We start from the raw sequence: 19,706 nt of genomic DNA on the forward strand, positions 1-19,706 counted from the left end.
AATCACCAATCACCAATCACCAATCACCTATCACCTATCACCAGTCACCAATGACCAATCACCAATAACTAATAACAAACTACAATAAACCTTCCAGTTGACGACGAATACTGTCTAAATCAGAATTAACACTTTCTGGGGCAGATAGACTGGTAGGGAAGAAGTTTTTATCAGCATCCTTTATTTGTGCTTGGGCTTGCCAATCAGTTTGTTCCACGTTCGTTTCGGGTGGAATTACTAATTCACTGTTTTCAGCCACAATTTCCCAAGTATAGCCAGTGCTTTGGCAAAATTCCTGAACATCATCAGCATTCATCATCTCCACTGTCGGGATAGCGAAGTCTTGAGCTTCTAACATTAAAGCAAAACGGGTGGCATCGTCCTCTGATTCAAACATGAGGATTTTATTACCTTCTAAACCTTGGGCATTGCTAATCCGAATGCTGTGAATTCCTTCATTATCAGTACCAGCATTGAAAATCAGTACAAAAACACGCATTATCCATCCTTTGATTGATTAGTTCTCTAATTTATCTTAAAGTTCTAGGTTGTACATTCGGGAAAATCTCTAATAATTTTTGTGTGATTGCGGGAAATCAGGCATAGACCAAAAGATATAGTTATCTAATTTTGCCAAAAACCTAGCTGTAATTTTTGCCATCATCCGGCTATACTCTAATAGACATCTGGTGAAAATTAAATACGGGTCAGCAAGACACTACAGTAGTGTGGGCATCTTGCCCGCGTGAGCGAGACGCTCACACTACAACAAACTACTAGTAGTTAAACGTAAAATTATGTCAAAATTAGTATTTTGTATTCTTCCAGATATCTGGTAATCCAAGAGTGAAAACCTATGTCTAACTCTCCTAGTCAAAATTCTCGCCCCGCTGATTCTGGGCCTAGGCTTCTATGGTTAATGATATTGAACCGTAGTTGTTTAGGTGTAGGTGCTTTGCTATTAATAGGAATTATTTTCAGTATTTGGCGATTGCAGAATTTTATTTACCAGGAACTAGTACCATTAGCTACCCAAAGTCTGACTACTACTCTCAACCGTCCGGTAAAACTGGGAGCAGTTCAGTCCTTTTCCCTGACTGGCGTTCAGTTTGCCGCTTCTGAGATTCCCGCTACAGCCACAGATCCAGATAGGGCAAATATCAAAGCAGTAGATGTAGGTTTTGATATTTGGAAGTTAGTTATTAACCGCAATCTCCGATTAGATGTAACTTTAATTAATCCAGATGTTTATGTTCAACAAGATCCCCAAGCCCGCTGGTTAACGACTACTATCACCCCAGCTACTGGTAAGGGATTGATTAAAACTGATTTGGATAAGTTACGGTTTCGGGATGCAAATTTGGTATTAGTACCGAGAAAAATGGGGGGAGATTTTTCTTTACAAGTTCCTGTAAAATTTTCTGGGATTAATGGAACTGCTCAACTCTTAAATAAAAATAAACTAATTAAATTAGACTTGGCTGCTAAGGCAGTAAGTGGGGGTGATATTTCCATTGTCGGAGATTTAATTCCTCAGAAAGTTTTAGCAGGGGATTTTCGAGTGCGAGGGCAAAATCTCCTGTCCGCAGATATTACTCGGCTTGTAACTTTACCACTGACTTTACAAAGTGGGAGAGTAAATGGTGATTTGCGAATTAAGATAACACCAAAGCAGAAAACCTTACTCTATGGCAATGCTATGATGGAAGGGGTAACACTACAAATCGCAAAAATCCCCGAATTATTCAATCATAGTCAGGGAAATCTCATTTTTGATGGACTGGTAATTAAATTAGATCATATAGTCACAAACTACGGACAAATCCCGTTCACAACATCGGGGACTATTGATCAACAAGCAGGGTTTAATTTAAAAGCACGTGTGAATGCGGTAAGTTTGGCCAATGCTCAAGCAACTTTAAAGGTAAAGTTACCATTTCCTGTGAGTGGTATAGCTCAAGCCGATTTGCAGCTAATGGGAGCAACTACTAAACCAGCGCTATCTGGTAATGTGAGGACGTTGAAAACTGCCCGAATTGATCAAGTTGATTTTGGGAAAGTTAGTAGTAAATTTGAGCTTATTAGTAGTAAATCTCTCCTGAGAATTACGGATATTCAAGGCAAAACTACCTATGGGGGTGAGGTTAAAGGCGGGGGAATTATTAAACTTGGTAAAGTATCTGCACTGAATTTTCAACTCCGAGCGGACAATATTCCAGGGGATGCGATCGCTCAAGTATATAATATCAAAACAGGATTCCCCATTGGCATGATGACAGCCACCGCAGAAATAAAAGGTGTAGCTGATAATACCCACACTTTGGTTAAATGGCAAGCTCCTCAAGCCCAATACCCAGCAACGGGGACAAGCATTATTAATCCTGACCGCACAGTTTCTTTTCGTGATGTAGTTGCAACTGTTGGTAGAGGTGTAGTGAATGGTAGTGGTATTTATAGTCATGATAGCAAGCGTTGGCAAGCTTCGGCTCAATCTAGCAAGATTAAATTAACATCTTTTGTTGACCAAAAACAGCAGGAAAATATTTCTCTAGCTGGGGTAGAATTTAACGGTAATTTGCAATTATCAGGAAATTCTTCACCATTTCAAATAGAGACGATTATTCCTAAAAATGCCAATATCAACATTGCTGGTGGCACAGTTAATATTTCGCAAATTAAGTTACAAGACCAAAATTTTACAACTTTATTAGTTGGGAAAGATTTACGTTTAGGAACAATTTTAAAACAGGCTAACCCAATTTTAAATAATCTCCTCGCAGGTAATTTCACTATTGTCGGTAACAGGGAAAATTTTAACCTCAAAACCTTTGCTGGAACAGGTGAAGGATTCCTCTCTGTTGGTGGAGGGAGAATTAAAGCTGCTAATATTCAAGTTGCAGAAGGTCGCTATCAGGCGAAAATTCAAGCGGAAAATGTCCCCCTGACAAAGTTAGCATCTGTACCACCACAATTCCAAGGAAATATAGCCGGTCAGTTGCAAGTAACTGGTTCTGTCGAGTCGTTCCAACCAGAAACTATTCAAGGGGAGGGAAAAGGCAGTTTGAAATTACCCAGTGGTACAGTTACAGCCTCTTCTATTCAACTTAATAATGGTAATTATCAAGCATTGTTGGCTACTTCAGGGTTACAATTAAACCCTTTCAATCAGCAGTTAAAAGGACAGTTGGGAGGAAAGTTGCAAATATCGGGAAATGTGACTGCTTCTAAATTAGCAGATGTGGCTGCTGTTGGTCAGGTGCGCTTTAGTCAAGGTTTACGAGGTTTTGATTCACCTATTCAAGCTGATATCGGGTGGAATGGAGAAAAGCTAACTGTTGATAGTTTCAATAATGCTAACTTTCAAGCTAATAGTTCGACTTCGCTCACTATGAAAGGTTATTTATTAGCTAATGCTAAGAAAGCAGGTATCCCAGAAATTACGCAATTAAATTTTAATGTTCAGGCAAAAAATTATAGTCTGCAACGGTTGCCAGTGCAACTACCTGATACTGCGGATATTGCTGGCAACTTAGATTTTAGCGGACAAGTGACAGGAAAACCCACTGCACCAAATATTATAGGTAAGTTGGGGTTACGGAATTTCAAAGTTCAGGAATTTGCTTTTGAACCATTATTGACTGGTAATGTGAATTCTGGATCAGGACAGGGGTTAAGTTTAGATGTTGCAGGTGTAAAGGAACGGATAGCAATTAATTTAGATGGTAACAATCGCCCCAAATCGTTTTTAGTTCAGTGGCAACAAGCATTGCTATCAGGTGCAGCAACGGGATCTGACTGGGGTGTGAATGTGGCTAATTTCCCATTGAAAGCTTTAAATATACCTGTACCAGCGAATACTCTTTTAAGTCCGGGAGGAGTGAGAGGATTATTAACAGCAAATTTGCAAATTAATTCGCAGACATTAGCCACAGCAGGAAATATAGCCATTGAAAAACCCGAACTTGGACGGATTAAAGGCGATCGCTTTAGGACACAACTGCGCTATGATAACAATACATTCGTCCTTAGTGATAGCGAACTTCGCAAAGGTGAAAGCAGATATAGCTTTGATGCCAATATCAAACCGTGGGCAAAAAAACCGCAACTGCGAGCAAAAATCAACATTGAAAAAGGCAACATTCAAGACTTTTTGAATGCGGCTCAAATCTTTGACATGGAAGACTTCCAACGTGGTTTAAAAGCACCGACTTACGGCAAGTCTGCGGACTTAACCACCAACTCCCAAGGATTACCTTTAGAGTCTCTATTGACCCAAATCCAACGGTTATCAGAAATTGATACCCTACTAACTACCCAACAACAACAACGGTCTACGGCTAAACCTATCCCAGATTTAAGAGACTTAAAGGGGATTTTGAATGGGAATATTTTTATTAATACTGCCACAACGGACGAACCCAGGATAAAATTTAACCTCCAAGGAGAAAACTTCACCTGGGGTAAATCAACAGAACCAAGCCGCTTTTATCGTGCGGAACAAGTCATAGCTAAAGGTAGTTTTGAAGAAGGAATTTTCCGTTTCCGACCTTTACGAATTCAATCTCAGCAAAAAATAATTGCCTTTACAGGTAACATTGGTGGTCAGGCGCAATCAGGTCAATTAAAAATCGAAAACTTTCCCATTCAGCGACTAAATAATTTGGTGAAACTGCCACTGGGAATTGGCGGTAAGCTGAATATTACCGCAGCAATAGCTGGGAGTATTATCAATCCTCAAGCTAGAGGAGAATTAAGCATTACAGAAGGAACAATTGATCAGAAATCAGTGGAATCAGCTAATACTAGTTTCAGTTATGCTAACGGACGTTTAAATTTTGGTAGTAAGGTAACGGGAGTGGGAGTAGGGACTGAACCTGCAAATATTAATGGTAGTATTCCCTATACTTTGCCCTTTGCTTCTGAAAAATCAAACAGTAATCAAATTACCTTAGATATCAATGTCAAAAATGAAGGTTTAACAATTCTCAATCTGTTTACTAATGAGATATCTTTTGAAAAAGGACAAGGGGAATTAGATTTAAAAGTTCGGGGAACTCAACAACAACCTTTCGTTAAAGGAACTGCTTCTCTCGATAATGCTACTTTTAGATCCTCAGCCTTACCAGGAAAGTTAACCAATGTGAATGGTAAAGCAATTTTCGATTTAACCCGTGTGTTTATAAAAAGTCTCGAAGGTAAATTTAGTGATGGTAATATTCAAGCTGCTGGAGAATTGCCAATTTTTAATAGTCGAGATACCAAAATAGATGTGCCGCTAATTGTGACCTTAAAACAATTAGTTTTAAATCTCAAGGGGTTATATCAAGGAGGTGCTAATGGTAATTTAGAAATTACTGGTTCTGTGCTGAAACCAATAATTGGCGGTAATATAGAATTATTTGATGGTCAAGTGTTGTTAACAGAATCTCCAGATGAGAATTCAGCAGCTAATAAAATTGGCAACCAAAACAAACCAGATCCAGAAAATAAAATTACTAGGTTAAATAATTTAGGATTAAAATTAGGTAGAAATATCCAAATTGTCAAATCACCAGTTTTTAAATTCCAAGCTTCTGGAGATCTAATTGTTAACGGTTCTTTAGTTGAACCGATACCAGAAGGAACTATTAAGTTAAATAAAGGTGCAGTAAATTTGTTTACTACCCAATTAAATTTAGCAAAAGGTCATGAACACACCGCTACTTTTAGCCCTCGTCAACCCCGTGATCCTAATTTGGATATTCGGCTATTTGCGAAGATTCTAGATATAACTCAAAATAGTGATATTAGCAGACAAGGTTCTACAGGTTTAGCCGGGTTGGAAACAGTCCGAGTTGAAGCCAGTATTAATGGTTTAGCTAGTCAAATTAATGATAACTTACAACTAAAAAGTAATCCTTCTCGTTCACAAACACAAATTGTCACTTTGTTAGGAGGTGGACTTATTGACAATCAAGGACGTAATGACAGTAATCTGGGTTTAATTAATATTGCTAGTTCGGCTGTTTTCAGTAATTTCCAAGGTGCATTTAATGAAATTGGTGATGCTTTTGGTTTAAGTGAATTGCGGATATTTCCGACTATTGTTTCGGAAAGACCAGCAGCGGGAAAAAATAACTCATCTTTAGAATTAGCTTTAGAAGCCGGAATTGATATTTCTCCGAAATTTTCCCTTTCTACTATTAAGATCTTAACAGCAAATGATCCTTTACAATGGGGGATTAATTACCGGATAAATAATCAATTTCGTCTTCGTTCTTCCACTAATTTAACTGATGATACCCGGGCTGTAATTGAGTTTGAACGGAGGTTTTAAAAAATTGATCATTGATAATTACCAATAATCACAAGTAATATCTAACAGTTGTGACAATACGACTCTTTTTTGCTCGTAAAGCAGTCTTCAAAAACAAAGTTGTTTGGTTATGTAAAATACTATCCCACCAATTTCGAGGGACAAAAACGGGAATAATGATAGTTGTGAAAACACCTGGGCGACTTTCCTGGAACTGACCAATAAAATCTACAATTGGCTCAATTACTGAACGATAAGGAGAATCAATAATTTGCAAAGGAATATCGGATTCTAGATTCTGCCATTTTTCTTGGAGTTTTTGCCGATCTGTGGAACCAATATCTACGTGAACAGCGACAATTTCATCTGCAATTGTCCGCGCATAGTCTAAAGCTTCTACTGTTCCTCGGTTTAGCTGTCCGACGACAACTACCGCAGGGTGGGTGATAATTTCTGGCTTGGGAACGGAGATATAACTCCGGGGTGCTAACTCCTGAATACTAAGACGTTGAGCTACATATTGATAATGTTGATGAATAACTGCAAATAAAGTCACTAGTAAGGGAATTGCTACCACTACTAACCAAGCACCTAAGAGGAACTTAGTAGAAATTATGACTAATAATACTATTAAGGTAGCAAATGCTCCTAAAGCATTCATAATTGCACTGGCACGCCAATTTCTGGTTTGTCCTTGAAACCAGTGACGAACCATACCAGCTTGGGAAAGGGTAAAGGAAGTGAATACACCAACTGCGTAGAGAGGGATAATGGCGTTAACTTGACCTTTGAAGATAATGGCTAAAATTCCTGCACAGGTACTAAGGAGAATAATCCCGTTAGAGTAGACCAAGCGATCGCCTAATAGAGACAATTGGCGGGGTAAAAATCCATCTCTGGCTAAAAAATAACACAGTCTGGGAAAATCTGCATAACTGGTATTAGCAGCTAACATCAAAACCAACAGGGTAACAACTTGCAGGAAATAGTAAACAGGCCCTGTTCCCAAAATTGCTCTCCCCAAAAGAGAAACTACTGTTTGTCCTTCTCCGGGAACAATATGATAAATGTTTGCCAGGTAAGTGATACCCACAAACATGAATCCCAAAATTACTCCTAAATACAACAAAGTCAGCCGAGCATTTTTCGATTCTGGAGGTTTAAAAGCTAACACCCCATCAGATATTGCTTCTACTCCTGTCAGTGCCGTACATCCAGCGGAAAAAGCCCGTAAGATGAAGAATACACTTATGCCTTCGGTAACAGGAAGAGAAGGATATTCAACTGCAACTTGCCCAGTGCTATATTTAAACAAACCAATGCCAATTAACAGAAAAATACTCACAATAAAGGCATAGGTAGGAACCATGAATATCTGTCCTGATTCCTTGACACCCCTAAGATTTGCCAGCATGATCAAGAAAATGAAAATCAAACACAGAAGGACTGTGTGAGATTGCAGTGCGGGAATTGCTGATGTTAAAGCGGCTGTACCCGCAGATATACTGACAGTTACTGTTAAAATATAGTCAATCATCAGCGAACCACCAGCCACGAGTCCAGGATAAAGACCCAGATTTTCTCTAGCGACAATGTAAGAACCACCACCTTGAGGATAAGCACGAATGGTTTGCCGATAGGAAAGGACTACTATGCCCAGGAGGGCAATAATGGCGATAGCAATAGGCAAAGACAAGCCAAGAGCGCCACTGCCTGCGGCTACTAAAACCAGCAAGATCTCTTCTGTCGCATAAGCCACAGAGGAAAGAGCATCGGAAGAAAGTACCGCCAAAGCTGCTGCGTTAGTCAATCGTTCTTCGCTATGGGCGCTGGTTGGTAAGGATTTACCGAGAAAAAATTCTTTAACCTGTGGGTAAAAGGACATAAAAAGTCCACTTAGTAAATATGTTAATTGATACTTGTCTGAAAGTAAACTCAAACCCAAGTTTACAGAATATAATAATTCTGGCAGATTTTTGACAAATTAACTGTTAAGTTGTCTAATAATTGCTACTGACAACTAACTACTGAAGCACTTCTTAAACCTTGAATGGTAGAAATTACTTGTTTGGCAACTTGATCAATTTCCTCAACTGTATTAAATCTCCCCATCCCAAATCGCATGGAAGCATAAGCTAATTTATCCGAATGTCCCAATGCTTTCAACACATAGGAAGGGGCAACATTATTAGAAGAACAAGCAGAACCCGAAGATACAGCTACTGTTGATTGTAACCCTAAAGAAAGTGCTGCACCATCTACACCTTCCACACTAATATTTAAGTTTCCTGCTAATCGGTTTTGAGGATGTCCGTTTACATGAATTCCCCCGACAGTAGATAACTGTTGCCACAATCTTGCTCTTAATGCTGTTAATCGTTGATTTTCGGTTTCTTGTTCTGAATCAGCAATTTCTACAGCTTTACCAAAACCGACAATTTGCGGTGTGTATAAAGTCCCAGAACGCATTCCTCTTTCATGTCCTCCCCCATGTTGTTGGGAAGCAAGTTTAACTCTAGGGTTACGTCTGCGGACATATAAAGCCCCAATTCCCTTTGGTCCATAGACTTTATGGGCTGTGAGAGACATTAAATCAATATTCATCTCTTCTACATCTAAAGGGATTTTACCAATAGCTTGGGCTGCGTCTGTGTGCAAAATAATTTGCCTTTGCCGGCACATTTCTCCAATTTCGGCTATTGGTTGTAAAACCCCAATTTCATTATTTGCAGCCATTACAGATACTAAAATTGTATCATGACGCAAAGCTTTTGCTAACTGATTTAAATCAATTAGTCCATCTTTTTGTACTGGCAAAATTGTAATATCAAAACCAAGACTTTTTAAATATTCGCAAGGATCTAAAACTGCTTTATGTTCCGTGGCAATAGTCACAATATGCTGACCTTTTTGGAAATAAGCTTCAGCAATACCTTTAATAGCTAAATTATTTGCTTCCGTTGCACCACTGGTAAAAACAATTTCTTCGGGGGTAGCGTTAATTGCTTTTGCTAAAATTTCCCGTGTTTGTCTAACAGCAGCTTCCGATTCCCAACCGTAAATATGGCTAATACTCGCCGCATTACCAAACTTTTCGGTAAAATAGGGAATCATAGCAGCCATTACCCTTTCATCAACGGGGGTAGTAGCATGACAATCGAGATAGATAGGACGACTGGACATAATTAATTCAGAGTTAATTCAAAATTTGACTTAGTTTTTTTAAGATTCGGAAAACTTGATAAAGTTCGTTTTCTCGACGATACAAAGTAAATCTGTCTGACAAAGCATATCTAGGTTGATCTTTTTGCAGCAGTTTGATAAATTGAAAATCTTCTCCATTAATGACTAATGAATATACAGGATAATCAGGATGAGGATTAGCCAGCATATAAGTAAGTGCTTGAGGTATGGCTTGTGCAAGGGAAAAAGCAGTTTTTTTAGATTCAATTACCAATAACCATAATTGTTGCTGGATAATTAAAACATCAATTCTGTCTCTGATAAGTTCTTCTGCATCTTCGACGGCAATTTCTATTGATGATTCACTTCTAATAAAGAAAGGTTCATCATAAAATCCGGCTAAACTGAGTAAGGGAGATAAAACAACTAACTTTACGGTTTCTTCTGATAAAGGAGGATGTTTAACCAATCGGAGAAAATGAAATTTTACTCTGTCTAGATATTGCTTTTCTAAATCAGAAATTTCTGGCAAATGTTCCCACCATTCAGGAAAGAACGCTTCACTGTCGGTTTGTTCTAAACTAAATCTTTCTTCTAAATAGGCAATGCCTATATTTTGTGCTTGGATGAACTGAACCATAATACAAATAATAGAATTGATATTTCTATTGTATCAGGTCAGAATTGTTATGTTATTTTATGAATGTGATTCAGTAAAGTAAAGTTTAAATTAATTAACATTTGGAAAATTAAATATCAAAGCTATATTAGCAAAGTCCGAAGAATCGGACTATAAAAGTTTAAATAGCTGCTAATTCCTTGATTTTTTTAAGTACAGCTTCAGCATGACCTTTTGTTTTGACATTCGGCCAAGCGTAGGCGATGCTTTTATTAGGTGAAATCAGGAAGGTTGAACGAGCAACCCCCATATATTCTTTACCCATAAACTTCTTTAAACGCCATGCACCATAAGCTTCTATTAATTGATGTTCAGGATCAGTTAATAGGGTAATTGATAAATTATGTTTGTCAATAAATTTACAATGAGATGTGGCAGAGTCGGGACTAACGCCGATAATTTTCGCCCCTACTGTGGTAAATTCTGAGAATAATTCTGTAAAGTCTTGAGCTTCTGTGGTGCAGCCAGGTGTATTATCTTTAGGGTAAAAATAGAGAACTAGCCACTGATTTAGATCGGCAATATTAACTAAATTATTGTTTTGGTCTGGGGTCGAAAAATCTGGTGCAGGTTGGCCAATTTGGGGAATATTGCTCATATATTAGAGGGTGATAAATTGGGAATAGATGAAAATTATAGTGAAATTAGGCACTCACACTGGATTCAATTTCTCGTCTGCGAGGAACATCATAAACCATAAAATCATGAGCCATAATTGTTTTCGGAAAAATTGCTTTTGCTTCTTTAAGTAAGTCTTTTAATTCAATGGTATTACCTGGAGCATAGCGGGGGCTAAAATGTGTCATAATCAGTTTGCGAACTCCGGCAATGTATGCTGTTTGCGCGGCCATTGTGGTTGTAGAATGTAACCGCTGGAAAGCCATTTCTGAATCTTGATGAGCAAACGTTGCTTCATGAATTAACACATCTGCATCCTGTGCTAATTGTACTGCACCATCACAATAAACTGTATCTGTACAATAGGCAATTTTCCGACCAATTTCCGTGGAACCACATAATTCACTGCCATTAATTACTCTTCCGTCTGCCAGGGTGACTGTTTCACCGCGCTTGAGTTGTCCATAAATTGGACCTGAAGGAATTTCTAAGGCTTTGGCTTTGTCTATATCAAAGCGTCCGGTTCTATCTTTTTCTGCTACTCGGTAGCCAAAAGCAGGAATGCGGTGATGTAAAAGACTACAGCTAACTGTAAATTCATCATCTTCATAAACTACCCCCGACTGCACAGTATGCACTTTAATGGGGTAAGAAAAATGGGTATGAGAGTAACGGGAAGCGGCTTGTAGGTATTCGTTTAATCCCGATGGACCATAAATATCAATTTTGTCTACATTACCTGCTAAACCGCAACTGGCAAGCAATCCCATTAAGCCAAAAATATGATCACCGTGCATATGGGTGACAAAAATTCGGGATAGTTGGCTAACTTTTAAATCACTCCGCAAAATTTGATGCTGAGTTCCTTCCCCACAGTCAAATAACCACAATTCTGCTCGTTGTGGTAACCTCAGTGCCACGCTGGAAACGTTGCGTGATCTCGTAGGTACACCGGAACTAGTCCCTAAAAATGTAATCTGCACGGCGTTTTTTAGCTGTCCTTTTGCTCAATATAGTTGTTGATTCTCTATCTTGGCACAGTATTGGCACAGTCAGCTATTTGAGAAAAAGTAAAATATCAAGATTTTCTAATTTTCCTAGTTTTTATTGCCACCAAAAAGAATTTGCTAAAGGCCAAGATAATTCACAAAGAGTACCTTGAGGATAAAGGGAAACTCGCCTAAATTTACCTTTAATTTGTTGGGCTAAATTTTTAAATTGTTTTGTCCCCCAACCTTCTTTTGATGAGTTAATTCCTAAACCATTATCCATAATGCTCAGAGTAGCATATTCTTTAGAAGCAGAATAAGTAACTTTCAAATATGTGATTCCTGTAGCGTGTTTACCAACATTACATAAGGCTTCTTCTAAGAATCTGCAAAGTCTGCGCTTATTTTCAATACTCAAATTGCTTTCATTAATAGTTTCAAAATTGTGAATTTTTAGTTTCAGGGTTTTAAAGCCAGGAAAATCTCGTTCTAAGGTGTGGCTATAAACTTGATAAAGGATTTCAGGTAAAGGGTTTTGCAAATCTATGACTAGACTATTTCCTAGATAAAGGCTAGTATCTTGATTAAGAGTTTCTTGTTGCCAAAAATTAGATATTCCTCGTAATTCTTGATTTAGTTCTTCAAGTTCTTTTTCTATTAAAGGTAGCAAGTTATTAATTGGTAATTCTTGCCCTTTAACTAGCTTTAAAACTCTAGCCAGACTTTGTAATGGTCCATTATGAATTGTTTCAAATTTAGTTTCAATCATGTTTTGGCGAGATTTAATCCCAGCTTTAATTGTTTGGTGATATTGATATAAAGCTATGATACTGATGCAATTAATAACCATCAAAAAAATTGCTGGTATTAAGGCAACTGCAGAATTCCTAGTTAACAAAAAATGACTAATCAAGACTAGACTCAAAATAGTCATGATATTTTCTGATAACTTTTCTCCATAACCAAAATAATTTTCTGGTTGTAGTTTTTTCCAAATTTGAGTTTGCATAAGCTTTTATCTCACTCTCAAAACCTTAATTATGGAAAACAAATTATTGATTTTACTAAGAGGATGTTTGAAAAGTATCAGAATTAATCGAGATCCCCCCAACCCCCTTACAAAGGAGGGCTAAATTCCTCAAAGTCCCCCTTTTTAACGGGGATTTAGGGGGATCTGCGGGTGTCAGATCCCACACGAAAAAGTTTTCAAACAACCTCTAACTTTATTTATTTGTTTGTTAGTTGATTAATCAATTAATCCTTCATATCTAGCTTTAATTTCTGTTTGAATGCGAATGTTTTTGCCTGCTTCTGGATAAATATTTAAAGCGTCCTGTAATTTATTCCAATAATGACGTACCATGCGTTCAGAAATGCACATCTTTTCAGCAATTGCTTTATCTTGTAATCCTGCTTCAAAGGCTAAGTTCAGGACTTTCAACCATTCTGGTTTCACCTCTAAACCTGAGTGAATTCCTTTGATGTCTTTTGTATGGGTTAATCCCTGTAATGCCCAATCAACTCTAGTTAACATTTCTGGAGTAGAAAGACTTTTATCAGCAATAGTCAAGCCTCCTTGATGATTATCAAGATAAGGACGAATGCGGACTAATGTTCTCACATGGGCGCTTTGAATAACAAAATTTAAATGAGGATAATTTTCCATTAAAACCTTCAAAAGTTGAATACCTGTATCAACCCTCGCTATCATTTCCGGTTTTTCTGGTATGGAAAGATCCATAACTACTAAGTCAGGTTGGTAACTAATAACTTGCTCAAAAGCATAACTAGCATTTGTAGCCGAATTAAATTCAGCACTAGGATAGTTTTTCCTTAATATTTCCACTGTTCCATTTAAAACTGATTCGTGATCATCAATAACGATGAATTTTAAAATTGTTTTTTCCGATGAAACTTGTTGCATATCTAATAATTGTCCCAATAGCTATACTCCTGATAAGTCTTGATTCCTATCTCATACCATTAATTACAAACAAAGGGAACAGATAAGAAACACTCATTTGCACCAGTTTAGAGCTTCTGTCAAAAAAAAAGATGTTTTTAAAAGATGTGTAAGCACCAAAAAAACAGTGTCATTATTTCAATCTCATGTTTCTAAACATGAGTTTTTCCTGTTAGAAAGTTGCCAGGTCTCTGTTGCCTCTGAATTTTTCCTAGATTCTCTTAGTTATAACTTATTGTCTATGGGGGGTGTCACGCTAATTCCATGAAATTTATTAGAAAATACTGAGATTATGAAGTTGATATATAATCATAATAAATATGTTTATTTAACAATAATTTAGGTTTAATAAGAGTCGTGACAGATATATTGCCTGGTACTATAGGAGATATTAAGTAATAGAAAATACTTGCCAATAAAAGTGCCAGATTGACATAAGGTTTTTGTGAAAGGATGAGCATTTACATGGCATTAAAAACTTAAAGCTATTGTAAAGATGTTCTAATTCTGGTAAATGGGAATAAAAAATACGAACAACCAGATCCCCGACTTCTCTAAGAAGTTGGGGATCTGCACGCTATCACAACTTAAATAGGATTGCTACACTTAATTTCTACTCATAAATCAGTAATTAATCTAGCTTTTCTCAACATAAATTGTAATGCTGTTTCTTCCTTAGAAATAATTTCGGCTGTAGCGTTCATTCCTGATTGCAGTAGACACTGACGACCATTATTTCCAAATGAGTAGCTTTCGGGTTGAATTGCGGCTTCAAAATAGCTAATACCAGAAGAATTTGTAGTATTTGAATCTTTGCTTTGAGGTGTAATTGCATCTGGAGCGATGTTTTTAACAATCCCTTTCGCAGTTCCATAATCAGGATAGGGACAAGCATCAACACGAAGTTGAACTTTTTGATTAATCGCAATTTTGTTAATTTCTGCTGTGGGAATCATGGCTTTAATTACTAAAGGAGCATTATTAGGGACAACTTCAGCAATAGATTCACCAGCTCGCACAAATTGACCAGAGTTGCGTAAATTTAGTTTAAATATAATTCCATTACTTGTGGAAAGAATAATACTGTTTTTGCGTTGATTTTCGAGTTGTTGAAGTTCTTTTTGTGATTGTTTAATTTGAGTTTGTATTTCTAATAATCGCTGAATTAAGATTTCTCTTTCTTTATTTAAAACTGCTATATTGGCTTCACCTTTGGCAATTTCTTGAGCAATACGTTGTTCTGCCATTTTCACCATGGCTGTAGTGGGATTAATGGCAGCTTTATTAGATTTAATTTTTATTTGAGCGATATCAACAGCTTTTTTTGCCGCTTCTAATGTTAAACTTATTTGTTTGACAACTAGCTGTTTTTGCTCAAATTCTCGGTTGCCAATTGCACCAATTTTTGATAATTTCTCATAACGATCCCGATCTACTTTGGCAAACTCTAAATCAACTTCAGCCTTTTCTAAATCTACTAATTCTTTTTCAATATTTACCTCCGCTGTCATTAATTCATTTTCAGTATTAATTCTTCGTTCTTGATATTCTCTTTGATTTCTTAACAAATCCTCTCTAGCAGCAGCGATAATTCTTTCTACGACTCTTTTCTCAGCAATTATTTGATTATTTAAAATCCCATTTTGAGCATAAATTTGCATTATTTGTAATTTACTTTGTTTGATACCTTCTTCTAATTGGCTTTTCTTAATTAGCAATTGATCAGTATCTAAGATAGCAATTATTTCCCCTTGCTTAACAATTTGATTTTCTTTGACTAAAATACTTTTAATAGTCCCTTCTATCTTGGGTTGGACTACACGAGTTTCACCTATGGGACGAACAATAGCAGCAGCTTTGATTGTTACATTATATTTTACCCATGAGGATAAAGTAATACTAGCAATAACAGTCCCAATCAGAAATACACCTGCTAAGGATGTCCACCGATTTATAGGTGGAAGTGAATTATCATTGTCACTGAGAGAATCGAATTCTTGATTATGAGTGTAAAGCATAATTATCAAAAGCAATAAATAATAATAACTAAGGAATTACAAAATCTAAATGGTCTCCTGTTTTGCTACGTAAATCTTCCAAAGAACCTACTAATTTCAACCTACCTTGATCTATTAAAACAATCCAATCAGCCCGATTAATTACCTTGGGTCTATGAGTAATTAAAATCGTTGTTTTCCCTTGACGATGTTGAAAGAGTTGGTCTAAAACTTGGGCTTCACTCACTGGATCTAGTCCACCAGTAGATTCATCTAAAATGAGAATTGCTGGATCTGTAATAATGGCTCTAGCTATGGCTAATCTTTGTCTTTGTCCACCAGAAATATTAGCACCAAATTCACCTAAAATAGTTTGATATGTCTCAGGTAACTTACTTATAAATTCATCAGCACCAGAAATTTTACAAGCTTGAACAATCTGCTCAAAACTAACATAAGGCGCTCCTAATCGGAAATTATCAACAATAGAACGATTCCAAAAATGAGCATCTTGAGGAACAAGAACTATTTGTTGACGGAGACATTCTAGAGAAAGGTCTTGGAGATTATAAATCCCAATCTGGATATTACCAGATTGCAATTGATATAAACTAGAAATTAATTTGGCTAAGGTGCTTTTACCACAGCCAGATTTACCAATTAGAGCAATATTCTTACCTCCAGGAATCGTTAAAGAAAAATCTTCTAATAAATCAATTCGACCAGGATAATGAAAAGTTAAATTTGTACAAATAATATCAGCATTACTAGAGATTTCTATAAATGGCTTTTTACTATTATCTTCTTCTTCTGGAGTGGCATCAATAACTTCTGTCAGCCTTCGAGTAGCGGTTTTAGCCCGGGTAAATTCATCAACAAAATTAATAACTGTACTAATTAAAGATATAAAATTACCATTCATTGAATTAAATGCTAGTAATTGCCCAACACTGATATTTTCAGCCGGGTTAATTACCAAATAGCCGCCAAACCAGAGTAAAACTACGCCACCAATACCAGAAATAAAACTTGAAAAGGTATTATTAATAATCCCAATTTGCATCGTCTGAAATGTTAGCCTAGCTAGACGATTAAAACGATTTTGTAATTCATCCCAAAATTGTCTTCTTGATGCGGTTGTTTTGAGAGTTAATGCACCTTTAAAGGTTTCCACTAAAACCCCTTGGGTTTCCGCTTCTGTAATTAAGAGTTCATTAGTTTTTTGTTGTAATGTGGGCTGGAAAATAAAGGTAGATGTGGTCATGATCACAGAAATTACTAAAGCTACCAAGGTAAGTTTCCAGCTATAGAAAAACATGAAACCCAAGGAAATTATGGCAATAAAAAATTGACTGGGTAAACCAATAACAACTTGAGCAATTAATTGATTAATTTGGTCAATGTCTCGCAGCCGACTCACAACTTCACCACTGCGACGAGTTTCATAATAAGTTAATGGTAAACGCAGAATTTGCCGCCCAAATTCCAAAACTAGACCTAATTGCATTCGTTGAGCAAAATGAGCAATTAAGTTAGACTGGACAAATGAAAGGCTAGTAGAAATAATATTCATAACTACTACAGCAATGACTACTGTAGTTAATAATTTTATGTCACCTCTAACTAATACATCATCGGTGAGAATTTGCAGCAGAAAAGGAGAAGTTAAAGACAGTAAACCCAAGACTAAATTGAGAGGTAAAGCTTGGAATAAAATACCACGATAAATCCAAACTCGTCGGAAGAAACGCCAAAAACCACCTTCTTTATCTTGCTTTTGAGCAAAAAATCGAAGGGGGTCTGGTTCTACTAATAATAATAACCAATCTGTCCAAGCTGCTTTGATATCTTCTTTAGAAAGATAACGCATTCCCACTGCGGGGTCTGCAATCAGAAATTTTTTACCTTTTTTACCATATAAAATCACCCAATGATTGCCTTGCCAATGAATAATCGCGGGTAAAGGGGCTTCATTAATTTTATCTAATATTTCTGGAGAAGTTTTCACTGGATTGGCGTTAAAACCCAGAATTTCTGCTCCTCTTTTTAATCCTAATAAGGTAGTTCCAAATTGCCCAGTTCCGACGGCTTCCCGAATATGACTAATGGTAAATGTTTGACCGTAATATTTGGCAATTGCCGCTAAACAAGCTGCACCACAGTCTTCTTCACTATGCTGTTTAACAAATTGGTATTTCATTAGCAATTAACCATATAAAGTTGGAAAAATAAGCCAATTTATTTGTTATTAAATTGATTTTTTATATTTATTTAATTGGTGTAAAATCTTGGCGAATACAGCACTTTGCCTAAGAATTATGTACAATATTTAAGGAGGCAAATTGAACAATTAAGGTAAGAATTCAGGTGAGACGATAAGATCCCCGACTTCTTTTATTTATTGTGTCCATAAATTATAAATTTATGTCAGAAGTCGGGAATATGGGTATGAACGAGTGCTGTATGATCTAAATAGTGGAATATAAAATGAAGTGATTGTGATTTTGTTTCTCTGCTAAAAAAAACTAAATAGTTTTGCGAATAAGCTACCACGTCGCCTGCGGTTATTGCGACGGACACCACCACCAGCACCACCACCAAATGATGAAGCTATAACTAATGTTGTTTGGGACAATTGATAGTCAGATTCATTTATCCAAGAGCTGCTCGAATTGCCTTCACCAATATTCATGATACTTCTTGCGCTGGTGGATATATTCGTATTTTGGTAGAACATATAAAACATTCCCCCAGATACAGACTCCTGTTGCTTTTCTGATATACCTATAAATAGGTTGGAGTTGTTAATTTTTATATGATCCAAGATGGTAAAACCTCCTGCTTCTAAAAAATAAGATTTATGTATCATTTTTTGTGATACATAAATCTTTTTCCAATTTGTTACGAGAAGTGGTATTTATAAAACTCTGAGGATCATTAAACAGTATCAGATGATCCTATTTACCACTGATTTTAAACAGGTAGAAAAAATAAAACTCAAGTATATTTCTCACTACCTGCTCAATTTGTTTTGTTAACTTACTTAAATCACACTGAAGAATGTTTGTGTTGCTGGTAAGGTCACTGTTGCAAAATCAGCTAGTCCAATTTGACGACCAGCAGTATTGATTTTCTGAACATCTTGTTGACTTCCAGTTTCGCTACCATTCACGGTTGAACGACTAAAACCCACTTGCACATTTCTTAAAGCACTCAAGAAAGTCTCATTAAGTAAACCACTACCACCACCAGCTACGATTTCTTGTTGTTCAACAGATACTGTGGTAAATAAATTAGACATGACTGAATTCTCCTTGATTTTTATGACGCTTGGGGTTGTTTACTGCTCGGTTGCCGTTTTCTCCCTCGCTTGTTAATAGAATATCGAGGAGTGATTAGTTAATTCATTGTCAGTTTCTGCAAACTTAATTACCAGATTTAGAACTAAATATTGCCGAAAAATACACGCCAAATCGGCTAAATTACTGTCACCAAATAGAAAATTTCTGCTATCTTCTATTCATTATTCTCATCCAGCAATAACAAACAGAACAACTATTTTGTTTCGTTTTCACAAACTTTGGGTTATGAGACTGAAAATTCGCCTCATGGGCATTTACATAAATGGATATATGATTATAAGAGCTTAAATAAATTATCTAATTTTAAATCATGCTTAGTCAGGATTAGATTTTATGCCGACAACTGGAGGGCTTTCAAACTTGCCATCATTCCCTGTAAACTAGTAGTTTGTCAAGATAAAAATGATGGACTGTAGTGTGAGCGTCTCGCTCACTGTAGTGTAAGCGTCTCGCTTACGCTGTAGTGTGAGCGTCTCGCTTACTGTAGTGTGAGCGTCTCGCTTACGCTGTATTCTGAGCGTCTCGCTTACGCTGTATTCTGAGCGTCTCGCTTACGCTGTATTCTGAGCGTCTCGCTTACGCTGTATTCTGAGCGTCTCGCTTACGCTGTAGTCTGAGCG

The 19,706-nt window shown here is 36.8% G+C and carries 13 protein-coding genes; 1 reads left to right on the plus strand and 12 read right to left on the minus strand.

Going from position 1 to position 19,706, the window contains the following annotated elements; all coding sequences use genetic code 11:
- Positions 1-79: 79 nt before the first annotated feature.
- Entirely contained in the window at positions 80-499 is a 420-nt protein-coding gene (locus PN450_RS21585) for a DUF3110 domain-containing protein (protein WP_271837515.1), read from the minus strand.
- Positions 500-856: 357 nt separating this feature from the next.
- Here PN450_RS21585 and PN450_RS21590 point away from each other — a divergent pair, with 357 nt between their 5' ends.
- Positions 857-6,316 carry a translocation/assembly module TamB domain-containing protein gene (locus tag PN450_RS21590; RefSeq protein ID WP_271837516.1) on the plus strand — a complete coding sequence of 1,820 codons (5,460 nt, stop codon included), beginning with the start codon at positions 857-859 and terminating at the stop codon, positions 6,314-6,316.
- Between the two features lie 28 nt (positions 6,317-6,344).
- On the opposite strand, the gene PN450_RS21595 is transcribed toward PN450_RS21590, so the two are convergent.
- The 11 genes from PN450_RS21595 to PN450_RS21645 form a co-directional block, all read right to left on the minus strand.
- Positions 6,345-8,180, minus strand: coding sequence for an APC family permease (locus PN450_RS21595; protein ID WP_271837517.1), 1,836 nt, complete (start codon positions 8,178-8,180; stop codon positions 6,345-6,347).
- A gap of 125 nt (positions 8,181-8,305) precedes the next feature.
- A complete protein-coding gene (locus PN450_RS21600; protein ID WP_271837518.1) occupies positions 8,306-9,478 on the minus strand; it encodes an IscS subfamily cysteine desulfurase in 1,173 nt (390 codons plus the stop codon).
- Positions 9,479-9,491: 13 nt separating this feature from the next.
- Positions 9,492-10,118 carry a type I restriction endonuclease gene (locus PN450_RS21605; RefSeq protein ID WP_271837519.1) on the minus strand — a complete coding sequence of 209 codons (627 nt, stop codon included), beginning with the start codon at positions 10,116-10,118 and terminating at the stop codon, positions 9,492-9,494.
- Between the two features lie 160 nt (positions 10,119-10,278).
- Positions 10,279-10,755, minus strand: coding sequence for a thioredoxin-dependent thiol peroxidase (gene bcp, locus PN450_RS21610; protein WP_271837520.1), 477 nt, complete (start codon positions 10,753-10,755; stop codon positions 10,279-10,281).
- 46 nt (positions 10,756-10,801) lie between these two features.
- On the minus strand, positions 10,802-11,758 hold the full coding sequence (locus tag PN450_RS21615) for a ribonuclease Z (protein ID WP_271837521.1): 957 nt from the start codon (positions 11,756-11,758) through the stop codon (positions 10,802-10,804).
- 121 nt (positions 11,759-11,879) lie between these two features.
- Positions 11,880-12,773, minus strand: a complete 894-nt coding sequence (locus PN450_RS21620) for a sensor histidine kinase (RefSeq protein WP_271837522.1) — start codon at positions 12,771-12,773, stop codon at positions 11,880-11,882.
- A gap of 237 nt (positions 12,774-13,010) precedes the next feature.
- On the minus strand, positions 13,011-13,688 hold the full coding sequence (locus PN450_RS21625; RefSeq protein ID WP_148767035.1) for a response regulator: 678 nt from the start codon (positions 13,686-13,688) through the stop codon (positions 13,011-13,013).
- A gap of 656 nt (positions 13,689-14,344) precedes the next feature.
- Positions 14,345-15,745, minus strand: a complete 1,401-nt coding sequence (locus tag PN450_RS21630) for an HlyD family secretion protein (protein ID WP_271837523.1) — start codon at positions 15,743-15,745, stop codon at positions 14,345-14,347.
- A 28-nt stretch (positions 15,746-15,773) separates the two neighbouring features.
- Positions 15,774-17,924, minus strand: a complete 2,151-nt coding sequence (locus tag PN450_RS21635) for a peptidase domain-containing ABC transporter (RefSeq protein WP_271837524.1) — start codon at positions 17,922-17,924, stop codon at positions 15,774-15,776.
- Between the two features lie 315 nt (positions 17,925-18,239).
- On the minus strand, positions 18,240-18,593 hold the full coding sequence (locus tag PN450_RS21640) for a hypothetical protein (protein ID WP_271837525.1): 354 nt from the start codon (positions 18,591-18,593) through the stop codon (positions 18,240-18,242).
- A gap of 174 nt (positions 18,594-18,767) precedes the next feature.
- Entirely contained in the window at positions 18,768-19,025 is a 258-nt protein-coding gene (locus tag PN450_RS21645) for a CTB family bacteriocin (RefSeq protein ID WP_271837526.1), read from the minus strand.
- Between the last annotated feature and the right edge of the window lie 681 nt (positions 19,026-19,706).

Source organism: Dolichospermum lemmermannii CS-548 (assembly GCF_028330815.1).
GTDB classification, from domain to species: Bacteria; Cyanobacteriota; Cyanobacteriia; order Cyanobacteriales; family Nostocaceae; genus Dolichospermum; species Dolichospermum lemmermannii.

Bases quoted from the DNA above. Each gene is read 5' to 3' on its own strand.
- PN450_RS21585 (WP_271837515.1), bottom strand. From the start codon at position 499: ATGCGTGTTTTTGTACTGATTTTCAATGCTGGTACTGATAATGAAGGA.
- PN450_RS21590 (WP_271837516.1), top strand. From the start codon at position 857: ATGTCTAACTCTCCTAGTCAAAATTCTCGCCCCGCTGATTCTGGGCCT.
- PN450_RS21595 (WP_271837517.1), bottom strand. From the start codon at position 8,180: ATGTCCTTTTACCCACAGGTTAAAGAATTTTTTCTCGGTAAATCCTTA.
- PN450_RS21600 (WP_271837518.1), bottom strand. From the start codon at position 9,478: ATGTCCAGTCGTCCTATCTATCTCGATTGTCATGCTACTACCCCCGTT.
- PN450_RS21605 (WP_271837519.1), bottom strand. From the start codon at position 10,118: ATGGTTCAGTTCATCCAAGCACAAAATATAGGCATTGCCTATTTAGAA.
- bcp (WP_271837520.1), bottom strand. From the start codon at position 10,755: ATGAGCAATATTCCCCAAATTGGCCAACCTGCACCAGATTTTTCGACC.
- PN450_RS21620 (WP_271837522.1), bottom strand. From the start codon at position 12,773: ATGCAAACTCAAATTTGGAAAAAACTACAACCAGAAAATTATTTTGGT.
- PN450_RS21625 (WP_148767035.1), bottom strand. From the start codon at position 13,688: ATGCAACAAGTTTCATCGGAAAAAACAATTTTAAAATTCATCGTTATT.
- PN450_RS21630 (WP_271837523.1), bottom strand. From the start codon at position 15,745: ATGCTTTACACTCATAATCAAGAATTCGATTCTCTCAGTGACAATGAT.
- PN450_RS21635 (WP_271837524.1), bottom strand. From the start codon at position 17,924: ATGAAATACCAATTTGTTAAACAGCATAGTGAAGAAGACTGTGGTGCA.
- PN450_RS21640 (WP_271837525.1), bottom strand. From the start codon at position 18,593: ATGATACATAAATCTTATTTTTTAGAAGCAGGAGGTTTTACCATCTTG.
- PN450_RS21645 (WP_271837526.1), bottom strand. From the start codon at position 19,025: ATGTCTAATTTATTTACCACAGTATCTGTTGAACAACAAGAAATCGTA.